General features: G+C 64.2%; 17 protein-coding genes. 12 read left to right on the forward strand and 5 right to left on the reverse strand.

Going from position 1 to position 17284, the window contains the following annotated elements:
- Positions 1-168: 168 nt before the first annotated feature.
- Genes N551_RS0115200 through N551_RS0115210 form a run of 3 tightly spaced genes read left to right on the forward strand, consistent with a single transcriptional unit; the run spans position 169 to position 2805 of the window.
- Complete coding sequence (locus tag N551_RS0115200) at positions 169-711, forward strand: OsmC family protein (RefSeq protein WP_007612153.1); 543 nt, start codon at positions 169-171, stop codon at positions 709-711.
- A gap of 35 nt (positions 712-746) precedes the next feature.
- Positions 747-1880, forward strand: coding sequence for an acyl-CoA dehydrogenase family protein (locus N551_RS0115205; protein ID WP_027567656.1), 1134 nt, complete (start codon positions 747-749; stop codon positions 1878-1880).
- Between the two features lie 46 nt (positions 1881-1926).
- Complete coding sequence (locus N551_RS0115210) at positions 1927-2805, forward strand: sulfurtransferase (RefSeq protein WP_027567657.1); 879 nt, start codon at positions 1927-1929, stop codon at positions 2803-2805.
- 6 nt (positions 2806-2811) lie between these two features.
- Here N551_RS0115210 and N551_RS0115215 read toward each other — a convergent pair whose 3' ends face one another.
- A complete protein-coding gene (locus N551_RS0115215; protein ID WP_027567658.1) occupies positions 2812-4740 on the reverse strand; it encodes a sigma 54-interacting transcriptional regulator in 1929 nt (642 codons plus the stop codon).
- 159 nt (positions 4741-4899) lie between these two features.
- Here N551_RS0115215 and N551_RS0115220 point away from each other — a divergent pair, with 159 nt between their 5' ends.
- From N551_RS0115220 to cynS, 4 genes are all read left to right on the forward strand, one after another.
- Positions 4900-6279 (forward strand): CmpA/NrtA family ABC transporter substrate-binding protein, encoded by a 1380-nt coding sequence (locus N551_RS0115220; RefSeq protein ID WP_027567659.1) that lies wholly within the window; start codon positions 4900-4902, stop codon positions 6277-6279.
- A 187-nt stretch (positions 6280-6466) separates the two neighbouring features.
- Positions 6467-7309: a nitrate ABC transporter permease gene (gene ntrB, locus N551_RS0115225; protein WP_027567660.1), complete on the forward strand. Its 843-nt coding sequence runs from the start codon at positions 6467-6469 to the stop codon at positions 7307-7309.
- A 4-nt stretch (positions 7310-7313) separates the two neighbouring features.
- Positions 7314-8246 carry an ABC transporter ATP-binding protein gene (locus N551_RS0115230; RefSeq protein WP_027567661.1) on the forward strand — a complete coding sequence of 311 codons (933 nt, stop codon included), beginning with the start codon at positions 7314-7316 and terminating at the stop codon, positions 8244-8246.
- Positions 8247-8310: 64 nt separating this feature from the next.
- On the forward strand, positions 8311-8793 hold the full coding sequence (gene cynS, locus N551_RS35520) for a cyanase (protein ID WP_051462744.1): 483 nt from the start codon (positions 8311-8313) through the stop codon (positions 8791-8793).
- Between the two features lie 52 nt (positions 8794-8845).
- On the opposite strand, the gene N551_RS0115240 is transcribed toward cynS, so the two are convergent.
- Positions 8846-9169, reverse strand: a complete 324-nt coding sequence (locus N551_RS0115240; protein WP_027567662.1) for a DUF1476 domain-containing protein — start codon at positions 9167-9169, stop codon at positions 8846-8848.
- 309 nt (positions 9170-9478) lie between these two features.
- Here N551_RS0115240 and purC point away from each other — a divergent pair, with 309 nt between their 5' ends.
- Complete coding sequence (gene purC, locus N551_RS0115245; protein WP_171944915.1) at positions 9479-10246, forward strand: phosphoribosylaminoimidazolesuccinocarboxamide synthase; 768 nt, start codon at positions 9479-9481, stop codon at positions 10244-10246.
- 12 nt (positions 10247-10258) lie between these two features.
- Positions 10259-10501: a phosphoribosylformylglycinamidine synthase subunit PurS gene (gene purS, locus N551_RS0115250; protein WP_007602264.1), complete on the forward strand. Its 243-nt coding sequence runs from the start codon at positions 10259-10261 to the stop codon at positions 10499-10501.
- A 10-nt stretch (positions 10502-10511) separates the two neighbouring features.
- Here purS and N551_RS0115255 read toward each other — a convergent pair whose 3' ends face one another.
- Complete coding sequence (locus N551_RS0115255; protein ID WP_018455523.1) at positions 10512-11528, reverse strand: magnesium and cobalt transport protein CorA; 1017 nt, start codon at positions 11526-11528, stop codon at positions 10512-10514.
- A 165-nt stretch (positions 11529-11693) separates the two neighbouring features.
- Here N551_RS0115255 and purQ point away from each other — a divergent pair, with 165 nt between their 5' ends.
- On the forward strand, positions 11694-12395 hold the full coding sequence (purQ, locus tag N551_RS0115260; RefSeq protein ID WP_018455524.1) for a phosphoribosylformylglycinamidine synthase subunit PurQ: 702 nt from the start codon (positions 11694-11696) through the stop codon (positions 12393-12395).
- Positions 12392-13363, forward strand: coding sequence for a tripartite tricarboxylate transporter substrate binding protein BugD (locus N551_RS0115265; RefSeq protein WP_027567663.1), 972 nt, complete (start codon positions 12392-12394; stop codon positions 13361-13363). The genes purQ and N551_RS0115265 overlap by 4 nt, the downstream gene beginning before the upstream one ends.
- A gap of 3 nt (positions 13364-13366) precedes the next feature.
- Here N551_RS0115265 and N551_RS0115270 read toward each other — a convergent pair whose 3' ends face one another.
- Together N551_RS0115270 and N551_RS0115275 are read right to left on the reverse strand one after the other, a co-directional pair.
- Entirely contained in the window at positions 13367-14323 is a 957-nt protein-coding gene (locus tag N551_RS0115270) for a DMT family transporter (RefSeq protein WP_027567664.1), read from the reverse strand.
- A gap of 75 nt (positions 14324-14398) precedes the next feature.
- On the reverse strand, positions 14399-14878 hold the full coding sequence (locus N551_RS0115275; RefSeq protein WP_027567665.1) for a PaaI family thioesterase: 480 nt from the start codon (positions 14876-14878) through the stop codon (positions 14399-14401).
- Between the two features lie 183 nt (positions 14879-15061).
- Here N551_RS0115275 and purL point away from each other — a divergent pair, with 183 nt between their 5' ends.
- On the forward strand, positions 15062-17272 hold the full coding sequence (gene purL / locus N551_RS0115280; protein WP_027567666.1) for a phosphoribosylformylglycinamidine synthase subunit PurL: 2211 nt from the start codon (positions 15062-15064) through the stop codon (positions 17270-17272).
- Positions 17273-17284 lie beyond the last annotated feature (12 nt).

The raw sequence follows: 17284 nt of genomic DNA on the forward strand, positions 1-17284 counted from the left end.
CCGTCTGCATCGCCTTTGAGCAAACGGCGGCTGATCAATTCGCAGGCAGCGTTCGCTAAGCGGCTCCAATACTTCGCCTTTTGATTTTGGTCGGCTCTGGCACGCTCCATGCAAGGAAACAGACCGTTCGGTATCCTACCGATTTCCACTTCTGCCAGGGAGAAGATGATGACTGCCGTCGTTCAAAAGACAGTGCTGACGGGTTGCCTCGCGCCCATCGACAAGAATGGCCTCGAGCAACTGATCGCCAACGGCAAGGCCAATCCGAAGGTCATCAAGACCTTGAAGTGCAAGACGGTCGCGGAAGGAAAATTCCGCCACGCCAACTACATCCGCAATTTGCAGCCCTACATCGTCGACGAGCCGCCCGGTCTGCTCGGCGACGACACTGCGCCCAATCCGTCCGAAGCTTCGCTCGCCGCGCTGGGCTCCTGCCTCGCCGTCGGCCTGCACGCCAACGCCGTGCATCGCGGCTGGATCGTCAACAAGCTCGAGCTCGAGCTCGAGGGCGATCTCAACATTACCGCCGTCTGGGGCACCGGCGATGTCTCCGACAAGCCCGTTGGATTTACGGACGTGCGCGTCAAGGTCGACATGGAATGTGAGGGGATCTCGCCGGACGAAATCAATGCGCTGGTCGCCCATGTGAAGCAATGGTCGCCAGTCGCCAACACCTTCACCCGCCCGGTCAATCTCGAGGTCGGCATCTGAGCTGACGGCAACAGGACAAGGTGCGGGAGACGATCATGGGTTCACTGGCTTTATCACGGGCCGAAGTTTTGGATCAGCCCGCACCGTCCATTGCAGGCGAGGTGGCGCGGATCGCGCGGGAGCAGCTCGCGCCGCTCGCCGCCGGCATCGATGCCGGCACCATTTATCCGGCCGATGTGCTGCACAAGCTCGGCGAGGTCGGTGCCTGGGGCAGTCACGTGCCGCACGAAGGGCCTGCCGATCTGCGCTGTGCCATTCAGGCGATGGCTGAGATCGGTGAGGTCTGCGGCAGCACTGCTTTCATGGCGTGGTGCCAGAACACACTGGTCTGGTACGCGGCCAACTCGACCAACATGAAGCTGGCAAAGCGCTTCGGCGATGCGTTCTCGACCGGTCGCGTGCTCGGCGGCACCGGACTCTCCAATCCGATGAAGAGCTTTTTCGGCATCGAAAAGCTCAAGCTGAAGGGGCGCAAGGTCGAAGGCGGCTACATCGTGCGCGGCGCGCTGCCCTGGGTGTCCAATCTCGGACCGGATCATTATTTCGGCACCATCTTCGAACGCGAGGACGAGCCGGGCATCGCAAGTGGCGAGCCCGGCCAAGTGATGTTTTTGGCGGACTGCTCCGATCCCGCGATCACACTGACGCCATGCAAGCCGTTCCTCGCCATGGACGGCACCGGCACCTATGGCGTGCAGTTCCGGGACGCCTTCGTGCCTGACGAGCTGATCCTGGCCGATCCCGCCGCACCTTTCGTGAAGAAGATCCGCGCCGGCTTCATCCTGCTGCAGGCCGGCATGGCGCTCGGGCTCATCAAGGACTGCATCAACATCATGGACGAGGTCGACAATCCCCTCGGCCACATCAACCGCTATCTGCCGCAACAGCCGGTGCACTTCCGCGATCTCGCCGCCGAGCTCGAGGCCGAGACCATGGCGCTGGCGCGTGATCCCTACAACGAGGAGGAGACCTACTGGCGCAAGGTGATCGCGCTCAGGCTGCGCGCCGGTGAAGCCAGCGTCGCGGCGGCGCACGCGGCGATGCTGCATTGTGGTGCGCGCGGCTACCTCAAGAGCCACCGCGCGCAGCGCCGCCTGCGCGAGGCCTATTTCGTCGCGATCGTCACGCCTGCCACCAAGCAGCTGCGCAAGATGCTTGCCGATTCCTGAGTTTTACGAGCCCACCCACCATCTAACCTCAACGGAGAGGCTGCCAATGACGGACGTTCTGATCTCTGCCAGCGAACTTGCCGATCTCTTGAAAACCGAGCCCTGTGTCGTGATCGACACCCGCAACCCCGACGCCTATGGCGCCGGGCACCTTCCCAACGCCGTGAACGTGCATGAGATATTCACGTTTCTTGCGACCTCGACGCCGGAAGGCATGAGCGAGCTGAAGACCAAGTTTGCCGATGCCTTCGGCGGCGCGGGTCTGTCCGGCAAGGAGACGGCCGTGATCTACGAGCAGTCGATGAACTCCGGCTTCGGCCAGTCCTGCCGCGGCTACTACCTGCTCACCATGCTCGGCTATCCCAAGATCAAAGTGCTGCATGGCGGCTTCGACGCCTGGGCTGCCGCAGGTCTTCCGGTGACGAAAGATGTGCCGGCGCCGATGAAGGCGTCGTTCGGAATCGTGCCTGAAGCGGGCGAGATTCTGATCGACGCCAAGACCATGCTGGCGGCCGTCGGCAAGCCGGGCGTCGCCATTCTCGACGTACGCGACGTCGACGAATGGATCGGCGACAGCTCTTCTCCGTATGGCAAGGATTTCTGCCCGCGCAAGGGTCGCATCCCCGGTGCGGTGTGGCTGGAATGGTATCGCATGATGAAACCGACCGCCGAGGGACCGCGCTTCAAATCCAAGGACGAGATCCTGGCGGAATGCGCCACGGTCGGCATTTCACCGTCCACGCCGGTCTATCTTTACTGCTTCAAGGGAGCGCGCGCCTCGAACACGTTTCTGGCGCTCAAGAACGCCGGCGTGAAGGACGTGCGGATGTATTTCGGCTCCTGGAACGAATGGTCGCGCGATCCGTCGCTGCCGATCGAGCAGGGACTGCCGATCGCATCGGAGGTCACGACCAAGGCGGCGTGATCGCCACTAACCGAGGGCTCGCGGACGGGGCGTAATCCCCAGCGCCTTGATCCGCGAGGCCAGCGTGGTCGGCTTGATATCCAGCATCTCGGCCGCCCCACCGGGGCCGAACACTTTTCCGGCGCAGCCCTCGAGCGCGGCCAGGATGTTTGCGCGCTCGTGGTCGCGCATTTCGGATGACGTCATCACAGCGGGCCGTGCGTCGGTCTTCTGCCGCGCGGCGCCGGCTGGGGCCTGCGCGCCGGAGGTGTCCGGCAAATCGATCCGCAATCGGCCGTTCTGCGACAGGATCGCAGCGCGCTCGATTACGTTCTGTAGTTCGCGGACATTGCCCGGCCAGTCATAGCGCGTCAGCCGACGCGCATCGCCCTCCGACAAGCGCAGATTCGATTTCAGCGCCTTGCTCTCGCGCGTGAGGAAGTGCTGAGCGAGCAGGGGAATGTCCTCGCGACGCTCGCGCAGGGGCACGGTCTCGATCGGGAAGACGTTGAGGCGGAAATAGAGGTCCTCGCGAAACCGGCCGCGCTGCACCTCCTGCTTGAGGTCGCGATTGGTCGCGGCGATGACGCGGACGTCGACCGCGCGCGTGCGCTCCTGGCCGACGCGCTCGAAATTGCCCTCCTGCAAGACGCGCAGCAGCTTGCCTTGCAATTCGAGCGGGATCTCGCCGACCTCGTCGAGGAACAGCGTGCCGCCATCGGCGAGTTCGAACCGGCCGATGCGGTCGCGCGTCGCGCCGGTGAAGGCGCCGCGGACATGGCCGAAGAATTCGCTCTCGAACAATTCGCGCGGGATCGCTGCGCAGTTGACGCGGATCAGCGGCCGGTCGCTGCGGGTGGAATCCTCGTGGATGGCGCGCGCGATCAGCTCCTTGCCGGTGCCAGATTCCCCGGTGATCATCACCGCGGCGCTGGTCGGCGCCACCAGCTTGACTTGGCGCAGCGTCGTCTGGATCGCCTCGCTGCCACCGATGATGCCGCGCGGATTGGTCTCGATCCGGATTTCTTCCTGGAGGTAGGCGTTTTCGAGCTCGAGACGTTCGCGCAGGCGACCGACCTCGGCGAGCGCGGCGTGCAGCTTCTCGTCGGCCTCGCGCCGCTGGCTGACGTCGCGAAACACCACGACGGCACCGACCACCACGCCGCGATCACGGATCGGCGTGGAGGTGTATTCGACCCAGGCCGGCGAGCCGTCCTTGCGCCAGAACACTTCGCCGTCGACCTGGTGCACCGCGCCGTCGCGGAACGCCGCGTAGATCGGGCAGTCATGGTTGTGATAGTGCCGCCCGTCATGGTGGGTGTGGTGCATGATGGGATGGATTTCCTTGCCGACCAGCTCCTCGGCCGTCCAGCCCAGCATCCGCTCGGCGGCGGGGTTCACGAAGGTGGTCCTTCCTTCCGCGTTGACGCCGTAAATGCCTTCGCCGGCGGCGCGCAGGATCAGCTGGTTCTCGCGCTCGATGTCCTGGAACACGCGCTCGACCCGCTGCCAGGTCGAGATGCCGCTGCGCATATGGTCTTCAGCGGCGGCATCGACATTGCGGCGGCGGCGCGCGTCGAGATCGGTCAGGGTGAGCTGGACCAGCGTGCGCCCGTCATGGGGCAGGACGCAGCCGGCATATTCGAGCCGGAGATTTTGCCCGGTGGCATGGCGTGGGTTGAGCGCCGTAGTCCAGTAGGCGCCCTTGTGCAGCACGGCCTGGGTGAACACGGTCAGCGCCGGAAGCTCGCCGGCATGCAGCGTGCTCGCCTTGGTCTGGCGCAGCAGCGCGCGGTCGTAGCCGAGCAGGGTGCAAGCAGCGGGATTGGCATCGACGATCTGGTCGCCGAAGGGATCGACCAGCAGCGTCGCTTCGACCGAGGATTCGAAGGCCGCGACGCGCGGATCGATGGTCGGGGCCACATCATCGTGGGCGAGTAGTGGCGTCGTTGCCATTACGAAATCTCGTTATTAAGCTACGAAATATCGTTTATCACGAATTTTCGTAACGACCAAGTGCGAGCGAAAGTGCCGCGTCATCAAGGCACTGGCCAGCCTGAAGGTGATGGCATGCTCCTTGCGTAATTCTCCTCGCAACGACGCGCAGGAGGTCCGATGTCCACTTTCGACAATCCGTTTGATCCCGATCGCAACCTGCGAGCCGGCTGTGCCTGTGGTCAGCATCAATCCGCGGCGGAGCATGAGCAGGCCACCGCGTTGCGCTGTGATCCCGTCGAGAGCGAAGAGAAGCGCTACGAGGGCGCCGTCGCCTCTGCCGTGATGCGCGCGATGTTTCCGCAGGATGTGGCGCGGCGCGCGTTTTTGAAATCGGTCGGGGCCTCCACCGCGCTGGCCGCGCTGTCGCAGTTCTTCCCGCTTCAGACCGCCACCGAAGTCTTTGCGCAAGCCGGCGCGCCGGAAAAGAAGGACCTCAAGGTCGGCTTCATCCCGATCACCTGCGCCACGCCGATCATCATGGCGGCGCCGCTGGGCTTCTACGCCAAGCACGGCCTCAACGTCGACGTAGTCAAGACCGCCGGCTGGGCCGTGATCCGCGACAAGACCATCAACAAGGAATACGACGCCGCGCACATGCTGGCGCCGATGCCGCTGGCGATTTCGCTTGGCTTAGGTGCCAACGCCATTCCATTCGCCGTGCCCGCGATCGAGAACATCAACGGGCAGGGCATCGTGCTGGCGAGCAAGCACAAGGACAAGCGCGATCCGAAGGACTGGAAGGGCATGAAGTTCGCCATCCCGTTCGACTATTCCATGCACAATTATCTGCTGCGCTACTATCTCGCCGAACACGGGATCGACCCCGACACCGACGTGCAGCTGCGTTCGGTGCCGCCGCCGGAAATGGTGGCAAACCTGCGCGCCGACAACATCGACGGCTTTCTCGCGCCCGACAACATCTGCCAGCGCGCGATCTATGACGGCGTCGGCTTCATGCATCTTTTGTCCAAGGAAATCTGGGACGGCCATCCCTGCTGCAGCTTCGCCGCCAGCCGCGAGTTCATCACCACGGCGCCGAACAGCTTTGCCGCGCTGACGCGCGCGATCGTCGATGCCACGGCCTATGCGTCGAAGGCGGAGAATCGCAAGCAGATCGCCGAGGCGATCGCGCCGGCGAACTACATCAACGCGCCGGTCACGGTACTGGAACAGGTCTTGACCGGCACCTATGCCGACGGCCTCGGCGGCGTGAAGACGGATGAAAAGCGCGTCGATTTCGACCCGTTCCCCTGGCAGTCCTTTGCGGTGTGGATGCTGACGCAGATGAAGCGCTGGGGTCAGATCAAGGGCGATGTCGACTACAAGGCGGTCGCCGAGCAGGTGTATCTCGCCACCGACACCAGGAAGCTGATGACGGAGATGGGCCTGGCGCCGCCAGCCAGCAGCTACAAATCGTTCGCCGTGATGGGCAAGACTTTCGATCCGGCCAAGCCCGAGGATTATTTGGCGGGCTTCAAGATCAGGAAGGCGTCGTGATGGGCCGCGCTGTGCCTCCGCTGTCGTCCCGGCCTAGTGCGCGCTGCGCACGGGGGCCGGGACCCATACCGCGTGATTTGTCGATCGCGGAAGGTAGCAGTACCGAACAACTAATCTCCGCCAAACTTCTCCCTGGGGCTATGGGTCCCGGCCTTCGCCGGGACGACGGGGGGAGAGGTTTTGCGCGATGACCACCAGCTCCCTCCGTCTCCGCGCCGGCCTCGTCTCGATCGTGCTGCTCGTCGCGTTCCTCGGCGTCTGGCATCTCGCCGTGCGCTCGACGGCACCGGTGGCCACGATGAGCCCGGAATACGCCAAGCTGATGGGCCTGACCGCGACGCAGGGCAAATCCGCCATGCCGGGGCCGGTCGATGTCGGCGCAAAACTCTGGGAGCATGTGAGGAGGCCGTTCTACGACAACGGGCCGAACGACAAGGGGCTCGGCATCCAACTCGGCTACTCGATCGCGCGCGTCGGCACCGGCTATCTGCTCGCCGTGCTGGTCGCCATCCCGCTCGGCTTCCTGATCGGCATGTCGCCGCTGCTCAGCCAGGCGCTCGATCCCTTCATCCAGCTGCTGAAGCCGATCTCGCCGCTGGCGTGGATGCCGCTCGCGCTCTACACCATCAAGGATTCCTCGATCTCCGCGATCTTCGTCATCTTCATCTGCTCGATCTGGCCGATGCTGCTCAATACCGTGTTCGGGGTCGCGAGCGTACGCAAGGAATGGATCAACGTCGCGCGAACGCTCGAGGTCGGAACGATCAGGCGCGCCTTCACCGTGATCCTGCCGGCTGCGGCGCCGACGATCCTGACCGGTATGCGCATCTCGATCGGCATCGCCTGGCTCGTGATCGTCGCGGCCGAAATGCTCGTCGGCGGCACCGGCATCGGCTATTTCGTCTGGAACGAGTGGAACAACCTCTCGATCACCAACGTGATCATCGCGATCCTGCTGATCGGGATTGTCGGTATGCTGCTCGACCAGATCCTCGCGCGCTTCACGCGCATGGTCACGTTTCCGGAGTAGGGCCGTGACCGAAAAATTCATCTCGATCGAAGCCATCGCAAAGCGCTATCCGGGCGCAGGCGGCGCGACAACGGCGGTCTTCGAGAATCTCTGGCTGTCGATGGCGCGCGGCGAGTTCTGCTGCGTGATCGGCCATTCCGGCTGCGGCAAGACCACGGTGCTCAACATCCTCGCCGGCCTCGATGCGCCGAGCGAGGGCGCGGTGATCGTCGACGGGCAGGCCATTTCAGGGACGAGCCTCGATCGCGCCGTGATCTTCCAGAGCCATGCGCTGCTGCCCTGGCGCACCGTGCTCGGTAACGTTGCCTACGCCGTCAGCTCGAAATGGCGGAGCTGGGATCGCGCCAGGGTGAAGGCGCATGCGCAGAAATTTATCGATCTCGTCGGCCTGACGGGGTCGGAACACAAGCGACCTTCCGAGCTTTCCGGCGGCATGAAGCAGCGCGTGGGCATCGCGCGTGCGCTGTCGATCACGCCAAAGATGATGCTGATGGACGAGCCGTTCTCGGCACTCGATGCGCTGACGCGCGGCACGCTGCAGGACGAGGTGCGGCGCATCTGTCTGGAGACCGGGCAGACCGCGTTCATGATCACCCATGACGTCGACGAGGCGATCTATCTCGCCGACAAGATCTTCCTGATGACCAACGGTCCCGGCGCGGTGCTGGCCGAGGTCGTCGAGAACCCGCTGCCGCGGGATCGCGGCCGCACCGATTTGCACCGCCATCCGCTGTACTACGCGCTGCGCAACCACATCGTTGATTTCCTGGTAACGCGCAGCAAGACTTTCACGGCCGAGACGCCCGGTCACGATCCGCGGAATGTGCCGGTGGTGCATATCGGCAAGCCCGGACTGACGGTCGCCTCTGATGCCAAGTCGGAGCCACTCAACGAGACGTCATGGTCGGGCTTGGCCCGGCCATCCACGTCCTTCTAGTGCAGCCAGAACGTGGATGCCCGGGACAAGGCCCGGGCATGACGACAACCAAGGAGACCTTGACATGAAACGCGAAGACCTCACCGAGAAGCTGCTCGACATCAAGCGCGAGAAGGGCTGGAGCTGGAAACACATCTGCGAAAAGATCGGCGGCTATTCCGAGGTGCTGATAACAGGCGCGATCCTCGGCCAAATGAAACTGACCAAGCCGCAGGCCGCAAACGCCGCTGAACTTTTCGGCCTGACGAAGGCCGAGACCGCGATGCTGAACGAGACGCCGATGCGCGGCATGCCGATGCCGCCGACCGATCCCTTGATCTATCGTTTCTACGAGCTGGTCATGGTCAACGGTCCGGCGTGGAAGGCGCTGATCGAGGAGGAGTACGGCGACGGCATCATGTCGGCGATCGATTTCGACATGGTGATGGAGCGCCTGCCCAACCCGAAGGGCGACCGCGTCAAGATCACCATGAGCGGCAAATTCCTGCCGTACAAATATTACGGCGCCAGCGGCAATGTGCCGGAGTATGGGTTCAAGGAGGGATAGCTGGTGGCATTCCGGGGTGCGTCGCAGACGTGCCCCGGAATGACGCTTCGCCTTACTTCCCGGCTTTCACCTCGGCCGCCGCCACCGCGATCAGCTCGTTCATCTTGGCGCGAATCACCTGTTCGGTGATGGCGACGTTCTTGGCGGCGAAATCGGCCATGACCTTGCGCAGGACGTCGGCGTCGCCGGCTTCCTCGAAATCGGCCGCGACCACCTCCTTGGCATAGGCCGCGGCGGCATCGCCGGTGATGCCGAGCTTTTCGGCCGCCCACAGACCGAGCAGCCGGTTGCGGCGGGCTTCCGCCTTGAATTTCTGCTCCTCGTCGAGGGCAAACTTCTTCTCGAAGCCTTCCTCGCGCTTGTCCAACGTGCTCATGCCTTTTCCAATTCCCTGCTGAATGGACCCGGCTGGCCCTCGTTGCGAGAGCCCCGGTGCATGCCTAGATAGGGGGCACGAATCGGCAAAACAACGAGCCGTTAAGCCGCAGGCAAGACGGTATAAGTTTGATGCCGGACGGCCGGATCGATTGTGCTGGGACGGCCAATCGGATAGGTTGCCTAAGGCTGGGTTCCCGTTCTGTTTCCAGGGGTTCCGGGCCGTTCACGGCAGCTCCGCTGTGGGTCGTAGTCTCGTCAACCGGAGCACACCAGATACATGGATTTCAACAAAACACGGTACATCCCCATGAGCCGTCGGCGTCGCATTTATGAAGGCAAGGCAAAGGTTCTTTACGAAGGCCCGGAGCCCGGTACCCTGATCCAGCACTTCAAGGATGACGCCACCGCGTTCAATGCGAAAAAGCATCAGGTGATCGAGGGCAAGGGTGTCCTCAACAACCGGATCTCGGAGTACCTGTTTCAGCACCTCAATGACATCGGGGTGCCGACCCATTTCATCCGCCGCCTCAACATGCGCGAGCAGTTGATTCGCGAAGTCGAGATCGTGCCGCTGGAAGTGGTGGTGCGGAACGTTGCCGCCGGCTCGTTGTCGCAGCGCCTCGGCATCGAGGAGGGTACGCAGCTGCCCCGCTCGATCATCGAGTTCTATTACAAGAACGACCAGCTCAACGACCCCATGGTGTCGGAAGAGCACATCACCGCTTTCGGGTGGGCAACGCCGCAGGAGATCGACGACATCATGGCGCTTGCCATCCGTGTCAACGACTTCCTCACCGGTCTCTTCCTCGGCATCGGCATCCGCCTCGTCGACTTCAAGATGGAGTGCGGCCGGCTGTTCGAAAACGACATGATGCGGATCATCGTCGCCGACGAGATCTCGCCGGATAGCTGCCGTCTGTGGGACATCAAGTCGAACGAGAAGCTCGACAAGGACCGTTTCCGCAGGGATCTCGGTGGGCTGCTCGAGGCCTATACCGAAGTCGCCAAGCGTCTCGGCATTCTCATGGAGAACGAGCGTCCGGCCGGTTCCGGCCCGGTGCTGGTGAAGAGCTAAGAGGGATCTGACGTGAAGGCACGTGTCACCGTTACGTTGAAAACGGGCATCCTCGATCCGCAGGGTAAGGCGATCGAGGGTGCGTTGAAGTCGCTCGGCGTCGACGGCGTCGCCAGCGTTCGCCAAGGCAAGGTGTTCGACATCGAGCTCGCCGGCGCGGACAAGGCCAAGGCAGAGGCGGCGTTGAAGGACGCCGCCGACAAGCTCCTGGCAAACACCGTGATCGAGAATTATCGGGTCGAGCTGATCGGGTGAACAGGATGGCTCACAGCCATCCGACCCGACGAAAACGCCAGTACAGCGCGCCGCAGGCCGTCAGCATCACGCCGAGCAGCGTGTAATAGCCGTACTCCCAGTCCAGCTCCGGCATGTGCTTGAAGTTCATGCCGTAGATGCCGGCAAGCGCGGTCGGGATCGCGATGATCGCGAGCCAGGAGGCAAGTTTCTTGGAGACCGCCGTCTCCTGGGCCTGGCCGACCAGCAGGCTTGCTTCGAAGGCGAAGGCCAGCACCTCGCGCATTGAATCGATCCGCTCCTGGATGTTCCTGACGTGGTCGGTGACGTCGCGGAACAGCGGCTGCATCGTCGCGCGCACCATCGCCAGTTCGTCATGCTCGAGCCGGCGGCAGACCTCCACCAGCGGTCCGATGGCAGTCCTGAGCCGCAGCAGGTCGCGGCGCAGCATGTAGAGCCGCTCGATCTGCGCCTTGCTGATCGCCTTGGAGAGCACGTCGTCCTCGATGCTCTCGACCTCTTCGTGAATGCTCTCGAGCACGGGCGAGTAGTTGTCGACGATGAAATCGAGGATGGCGTAGAGGATGTAGTCCTCGCCGCGCGCGAGCGCGCGCGGGCAGCTTTCGCAGCGTTCGCGCACCGGCGTGTAGGACGTCGACGCGCCGTGGCGCACCGAGACCAGATAGCCTTCGCCGACGAAGATGTGCGTCTCGCCGAAGGCGATCCGGCCCTCGATCAGTTGCGCCGTGCGCGCCACGATGAACAGGGCCTCGCCATATTGCTCGATCTTCGGTCGCTGATGGGCGTGGTTGGCGTCCTCGATGGCGAGCTCGTGCAGGTCGAACTGCTTCTGCACCGCGCTGAGCAGCGCCATGTCGGGCTCGTGCAGCCCGATCCAGACCACGTGGCCGGGCTTCGCCCGCCAGCTCGAAGCCTCGCTGATGGCGATATTGGCGACGCGCCGGCCGTCGACATAGGCACCGGCGGCGATGACGCCCTCGGTGGACACCGGCTCGGAGAGGGATGCGGGCAGCGAGGGGACATTCATGGCTTTAATCCCGGGCGAATCGATCGGCCGAATGGCGGGCTATGGCCTGTGCACAACGCTCGCGGGCAAGGCTAGCACTGGTAAAATCCCCGTCAAATGGTTATGTCTGCTGCCGATTTGGCAGCCGTGCCAGCCCCATTTTAATCCTCGTTCGGAACCTCTGCCATGAAAGCCGCCATCCTCGTCTTTCCCGGAATCAACCGCGAGCGCGACATGGCGCGTGCCTTGAGGCTGATCTCGGGCAGCGAGCCCGCGATGGTCTGGCATGCCGAGACGTCGCTACCTGATGGCACCGACCTCGTGGTGGTGCCCGGCGGGTTCTCCTACGGCGATTATCTGCGCTGCGGCGCGATTGCGGCGCGGGCGCCGGTGATGGACGCGGTGCGCGACTATGCGGCCAAGGGCGGCCTCGTGCTCGGCGTCTGCAACGGCTTTCAGATCCTCTGCGAATCCGGGCTCTTGCCCGGCGTCCTGATGCGCAATGCGCGGCTGAAATTCATCTGCCACGACGTGCATCTCCGCGTCGAGCGCTCCGACACGCCGTTCACGCGCGGCTACAATGCGGGGCAGGTGATCCGCGTGCCCATCGCGCATGGCGAGGGCAATTATGCGGCGGACGCGGAGACCATCAAGCGGCTCGAAGGCGAGGGTCGCGTGCTGTACCGCTATTGCTCGGCCGACGGCGCGATCGACGACATCAGCAACATCAATGGCGCCGCGCAATCCATCGCCGGCATCGTCAACGACAAGGGCAACGTGCTCGGCATGATGCCGCATCCGGAAAACCACGTCGAAGACATCATGGGCTGCACCGACGGCCGCGGACTGTTCGCCGGCCTCACCGCGCATCTGGAAAAGGCCGCGTGATTGCGTTCGTGCTGAAGCGGCTGGCGGCCGCTGTCGCCGTCGTTGCATTCGCGACGGCCGCGTTCGCGCAGGACTTCCCCAAGCGTCCCGTCACCATGATCGTGCCGTTCGCGGCCGGCGGCACGTCCGACGTGATCGCGCGCACCGTTGCCGAGCAGATGGGCATCGCGCTCGGCCAGACCATCGTGATCGAGAACGTCGCCGGCGCCGGCGGCTCGACCGCACTGGCGCGCGCCTCCCGCGCCGAGCCCGACGGCTACACCATTGCGATCGGCAATGCCGGCACCAACGCCGCGACCTATACGATTTATCCAAAGCTGCCGTTCACGCCGGACTCCTTCGTACCGATCGCCATGGTGGCGAAAACGTTCGGCATCATCGCCGTGCGCAAGGATTTTCCGGCAAAGGACCTGAAAGAGTTCATCGCCTACGCCAAGGCTAATCCCGGCAAGATCAATCTCGGCCATGCCGGCGTCGGCTCTTCGAACTACCTGATCTGCAAGAGCTTCGTCACGGCCGCCGGGATCGACGCGACGCTGGTCGGCTATCGCGGCGCCGCGCCCGCGCTCACCGATGCCATCGGCGGCCAGATCGACGGCGTCTGCGATGCGGCAGCCTCCGTCTCGCAGTCGATCAACGAGAAGCTGGCGCGCGGACTCGTGGTCGGCTCGACCGTCCGGCTCGCCACAGTGCCCGACCTGCCAACGTCGGCCGAAGCCGGCCTGCCCGAATTCGAGGCGCAGGGCTGGAATGGCCTGTTCGCGCCCAAGGGCACCCCGCCGGCGGTCATCGCCAGGCTGAATGCAGCTGCACGCACGGCGGTCGAAACCGACGCGGTCAAGAAACGGTTCGCCGATCTCTCGACCGTTGCACCCGATGCCGACGAGCACACGCCCGAGGTGCTGCAAAAGCTCGTGACGCGCGACGTCGAGAAGTACCGCAAGATGCTGGCTGACGACGCCAAGTAATAGCTAGCGTCGTTTCAGCCGCTCCGTCGGCACCGTCATCGCGGCGACGCCCGCCATGACCAGCACCAGGCCCAGCACCAGGTTCGAGGGCACGCCCTCGCCGAGCAGCAGCACGGAGAGGCCGACGCCGATCGGGATGCGCAGATAGCCTTGCGCGTTCGTCGTCAGCGTGCCGAGCCGTCCCAGGCACATGTAGAACAGCATCAGCCCCAGGGCGCTGGAGACGATGCCCATGACGACGGTGGCTATGATCGCCGTCGGCGTCGGGTGCAGCGTCCAGGGCTGGTCGATGATCAGCGAAGGCGGCAGCAGCACCAGCCCGCCGAACAGCAGCGAACCGGCCGCCACCACCATCGGGTCGTATTCGGACAGCCGCAGGCCGAAGATCGTGGCACAGGCAAAGGAGATGGTGGCGAGCAGGATGGCGATCTCCGCCACGATCTCGCTACCGAAGCCGCGCAGCGCATCGAGGCCGACGATGACGATGGTGCCGGCAAGGCCGAAGAGCGCGCCCAAGAGCTTCAGCAGCGTTGCCGGCTCGTGGCGCGTGATCAACGAGGTGATCAGGAAGGCGAAGATCGGCGTGGTCGAGGCCAGCACCACCGTGTTCGAGGCCGGCACATAGAGCTGCGACCCCGTGATGATCAGGAATGGAAAGGTGGAGTTGATCAATTGCTGGACCGCGAACAGCTTCCAGGCCTTCGCATCGGTCGGGATCCTGACGCCGCGCATCCACAGGATCGCGAACAGGAAGGCGGCGGCGATCAGCGAACGCGCCGAGATGAAGGTCACGGGCGGGATCGTATCCAGCGCGAGCTTGGCCAGCGGATAGGTTGAACTCCAGCAGCAGGCGAGCGCGACCAGCAGCGCATAGTCGCGCCAGTTGCGCGCGCCTGTGGCGGGCATGGACGGCAATTGCGAGGCCGTGGCGCGAGCCGTCGGCGGTGTGCTCTGCGGCACCTTGATATTGCTCCCCGGCGCGACAGCGCTCGACACAAGTCTGGGCGAGGGGGCGCCAAAAGGGAAGGCGGCGAGCTATGCGTTTGGCTGCGGTGCCGGCTTCCGCTTCACCCGCTTGATCGTGCCGGAGAAGGTGAACAGCGGCCGCCCGCCCGATGTCAGCTTGCCGCGCAGGAAGATCAGCGAGCCGCCGGCGCGGGAGACCTCGCCGACGCATTCGATTAGCTCGCCCTCGCGCGTCGCGTCGAGGAAGTCGCAGGCGAAATTGGTGGTCACCGCCGGCCCATCCAGCTCGTGGGTGGCGATCGCGAACAGGCAGTAGTCGGCAAACGCCATAAAGCAGCCGCCATGGACGTTTCCGGAGCCGTTGAGGTGCTTTTTCTCGACACGGAACGCCGAGCGCACGCTGCCGTCGTCCTCGATCTTGTGCCAGAACGGGCCGACATGGCTCTCAAAACTGTCGCGAATCCAGGTTCGCCAGCCCTGGAATTCCCCATCGGTGGCGACGTGGAGGTCGGGGCGGCGAGGCGGGGGCGCTTTGGTCAATTCGTGCAAGGAAATGGGCCTTCAATTGCGGGTCGTTTGCCCTTAAATCCGATCTGTCCGCGCTGTGCAATTCCTGTTCCCGCAGCCCCCGGCCGCAAAACGTGGGACAGCGGGAAAATGCGCCATAAAGGGCTTTTCCAAGCCGTCCGATGTTCCTAAGAACGGCCCACCGCCGTCGAAAGCCTCGAATCCATGAAGAATGAACCCAAGATCACCCCCGAGCTGATTGCCGCCCACGGGCTCAAGCCCGACGAGTATGAGCGCATTCTGAAGCTGATCGGGCGGGAGCCGACCTTCACCGAGCTCGGCATCTTCTCGGCGATGTGGAACGAGCACTGCTCGTATAAATCCTCGCGCCTCCATTTGAAGGGTCTGCCGACGAAGGCGCCCTGGGTGATCCAGGGTCCTGGCGAGAACGCCGGCGTGATCGACATTGGCGACGGCCAGGCCGTGGTCTTCAAGATGGAGAGCCACAACCACCCGAGCTACATCGAGCCGTACCAGGGCGCCACCACCGGTGTCGGCGGCATCTTGCGCGACGTCTTCACCATGGGCGCGCGTCCGATCGCCTGCCTCAATGCGCTGAGCTTCGGCGCGCCTGAGCATGCCAGGACGCGCCATCTCGTCTCCGGCGTCGTCGCCGGGGTCGGCGGCTACGGCAATTCCTTCGGCGTTCCGACGGTCGGTGGCCAGGTCCGTTTCCATACCCGCTATGACGGCAACATTCTCGTCAACGCGATGGCGGTCGGCCTCGCCGATACCGACAAGATCTTCTATGCGGCCGCCTCCGGCGTGAATATGCCGATCGTCTATTTGGGCTCCAAGACCGGCCGCGACGGCATCCACGGCGCCTCGATGGCTTCGGCCGAGTTCGACGACAAGTCCGAAGAGAAGCGTCCGACCGTGCAGGTCGGCGATCCCTTCGCCGAAAAGCTGCTGTTAGAGGCTTGTCTCGAGATCATGGAGAAGGGCTGCGTCATCGCGATCCAGGACATGGGCGCGGCGGGTCTGACGTGTTCGGCGGTCGAGATGGGCGCCAAGGGCGACCTCGGCGTCGATCTCGATCTCGATGCGGTGCCGACGCGCGAGATCGGCATGAGCGCCTACGAGATGATGCTCTCGGAGAGCCAGGAGCGCATGCTCATGGTGCTCAAGCCCGAGAAGGAGAAAGAGGCCGAGGCGATCTTCAAGAAGTGGGGCCTTGATTTCGCCGTGGTCGGCTACACCACGCCGAGCAAGCGCTTTGTGGTCAAGCATGGCGGCGACGTCATGGCCGATTTGCCGATCAAGGAGCTCGGCGACGAGGCGCCGCTCTATGACCGCCCGCATGTCCCTTCCGCCGCTTTGCCGGTCGTGCATGCGCGCGAAGTGGCGGCGCCGATGGGTCTCGGTGCCGCGCTCGAAAAGCTGATCGGCACGCCCGACATGTGCAGCAAGCGCTGGGTCTGGGAGCAGTACGACCACGTCATTCTCGGCAACACCATGCAGCGTCCCGGCGGCGATGCCGCCGTGGTCCGCGTGCAGGACGGCCCGAAGGGCTTGGCGCTGACCGTCGACGTGACGCCGCGTTATTGCGAGGCCGATCCCTATCAGGGCGGCATGCAGGCCGTGGCGGAAGCCTGGCGCAACATCACTGCGGTCGGCGGCAAGCCGCTCGCGATCACCGACAATCTCAATTTCGGCAACCCCGAGCGGCCCGAGATCATGGGCCAGTTCGTCGGCTGCCTGAAGGGCATCTCGGAAGCCTGCCGCATGCTCGACTTCCCGGTCGTGTCCGGCAACGTCTCGCTCTACAACGAGACCAACGGCCGCGCGATCCTGCCGACGCCCTCGATCGGCGGCGTCGGTTTGCTCGACGACTTCACCAAGTCAGCCTCGCTCGCGTTCAAGGCCGAAGGCGAGGCGATCCTCCTGATCGGCGAAACTCACGGCTGGCTCGGCCAGTCGGTTTACTTGCGCGACATCTGCGGTCGCGAGGAAGGGGCGCCGCCGCCGGTCGATCTCGCCGCCGAGAAGCGCAACGGCGACTGCGTGCGCGGCATGATCCATGCGGGCACCGCGAGCGCCGTGCACGATCTCTCCGACGGCGGCCTGCTGATCGCTCTTGCCGAGATGGCGATGGCGAGCGGTATCGGCGCCAAACTGCTCGCGGCGCCAACCTCGTTGGTGCCTCAGGCCTATTGGTTCGGCGAGGACCAGGCGCGCTATCTCGTCATCGTGCCTGAAACCGAGGCCGGCCGCGTGCTCGCCAAGATGCGCGGCTGCGAGGTGCCCTGCGTGCGGATCGGCACCACCGGCGGCGACGCGATCGCGATCGCGGGCGAGGCGCCTGTGACGATAGAGGCGCTGCGGACCTCGTTCGAGCGCTGGCTGCCGGAGTATATGGGCGGCAAGGCGGCGTAGGACGCGCTTCCG

The sequence above is a fragment of the Bradyrhizobium sp. URHA0013 genome (assembly GCF_000518345.1).
Taxonomy (GTDB): domain Bacteria; phylum Pseudomonadota; class Alphaproteobacteria; order Rhizobiales; family Xanthobacteraceae; genus Bradyrhizobium.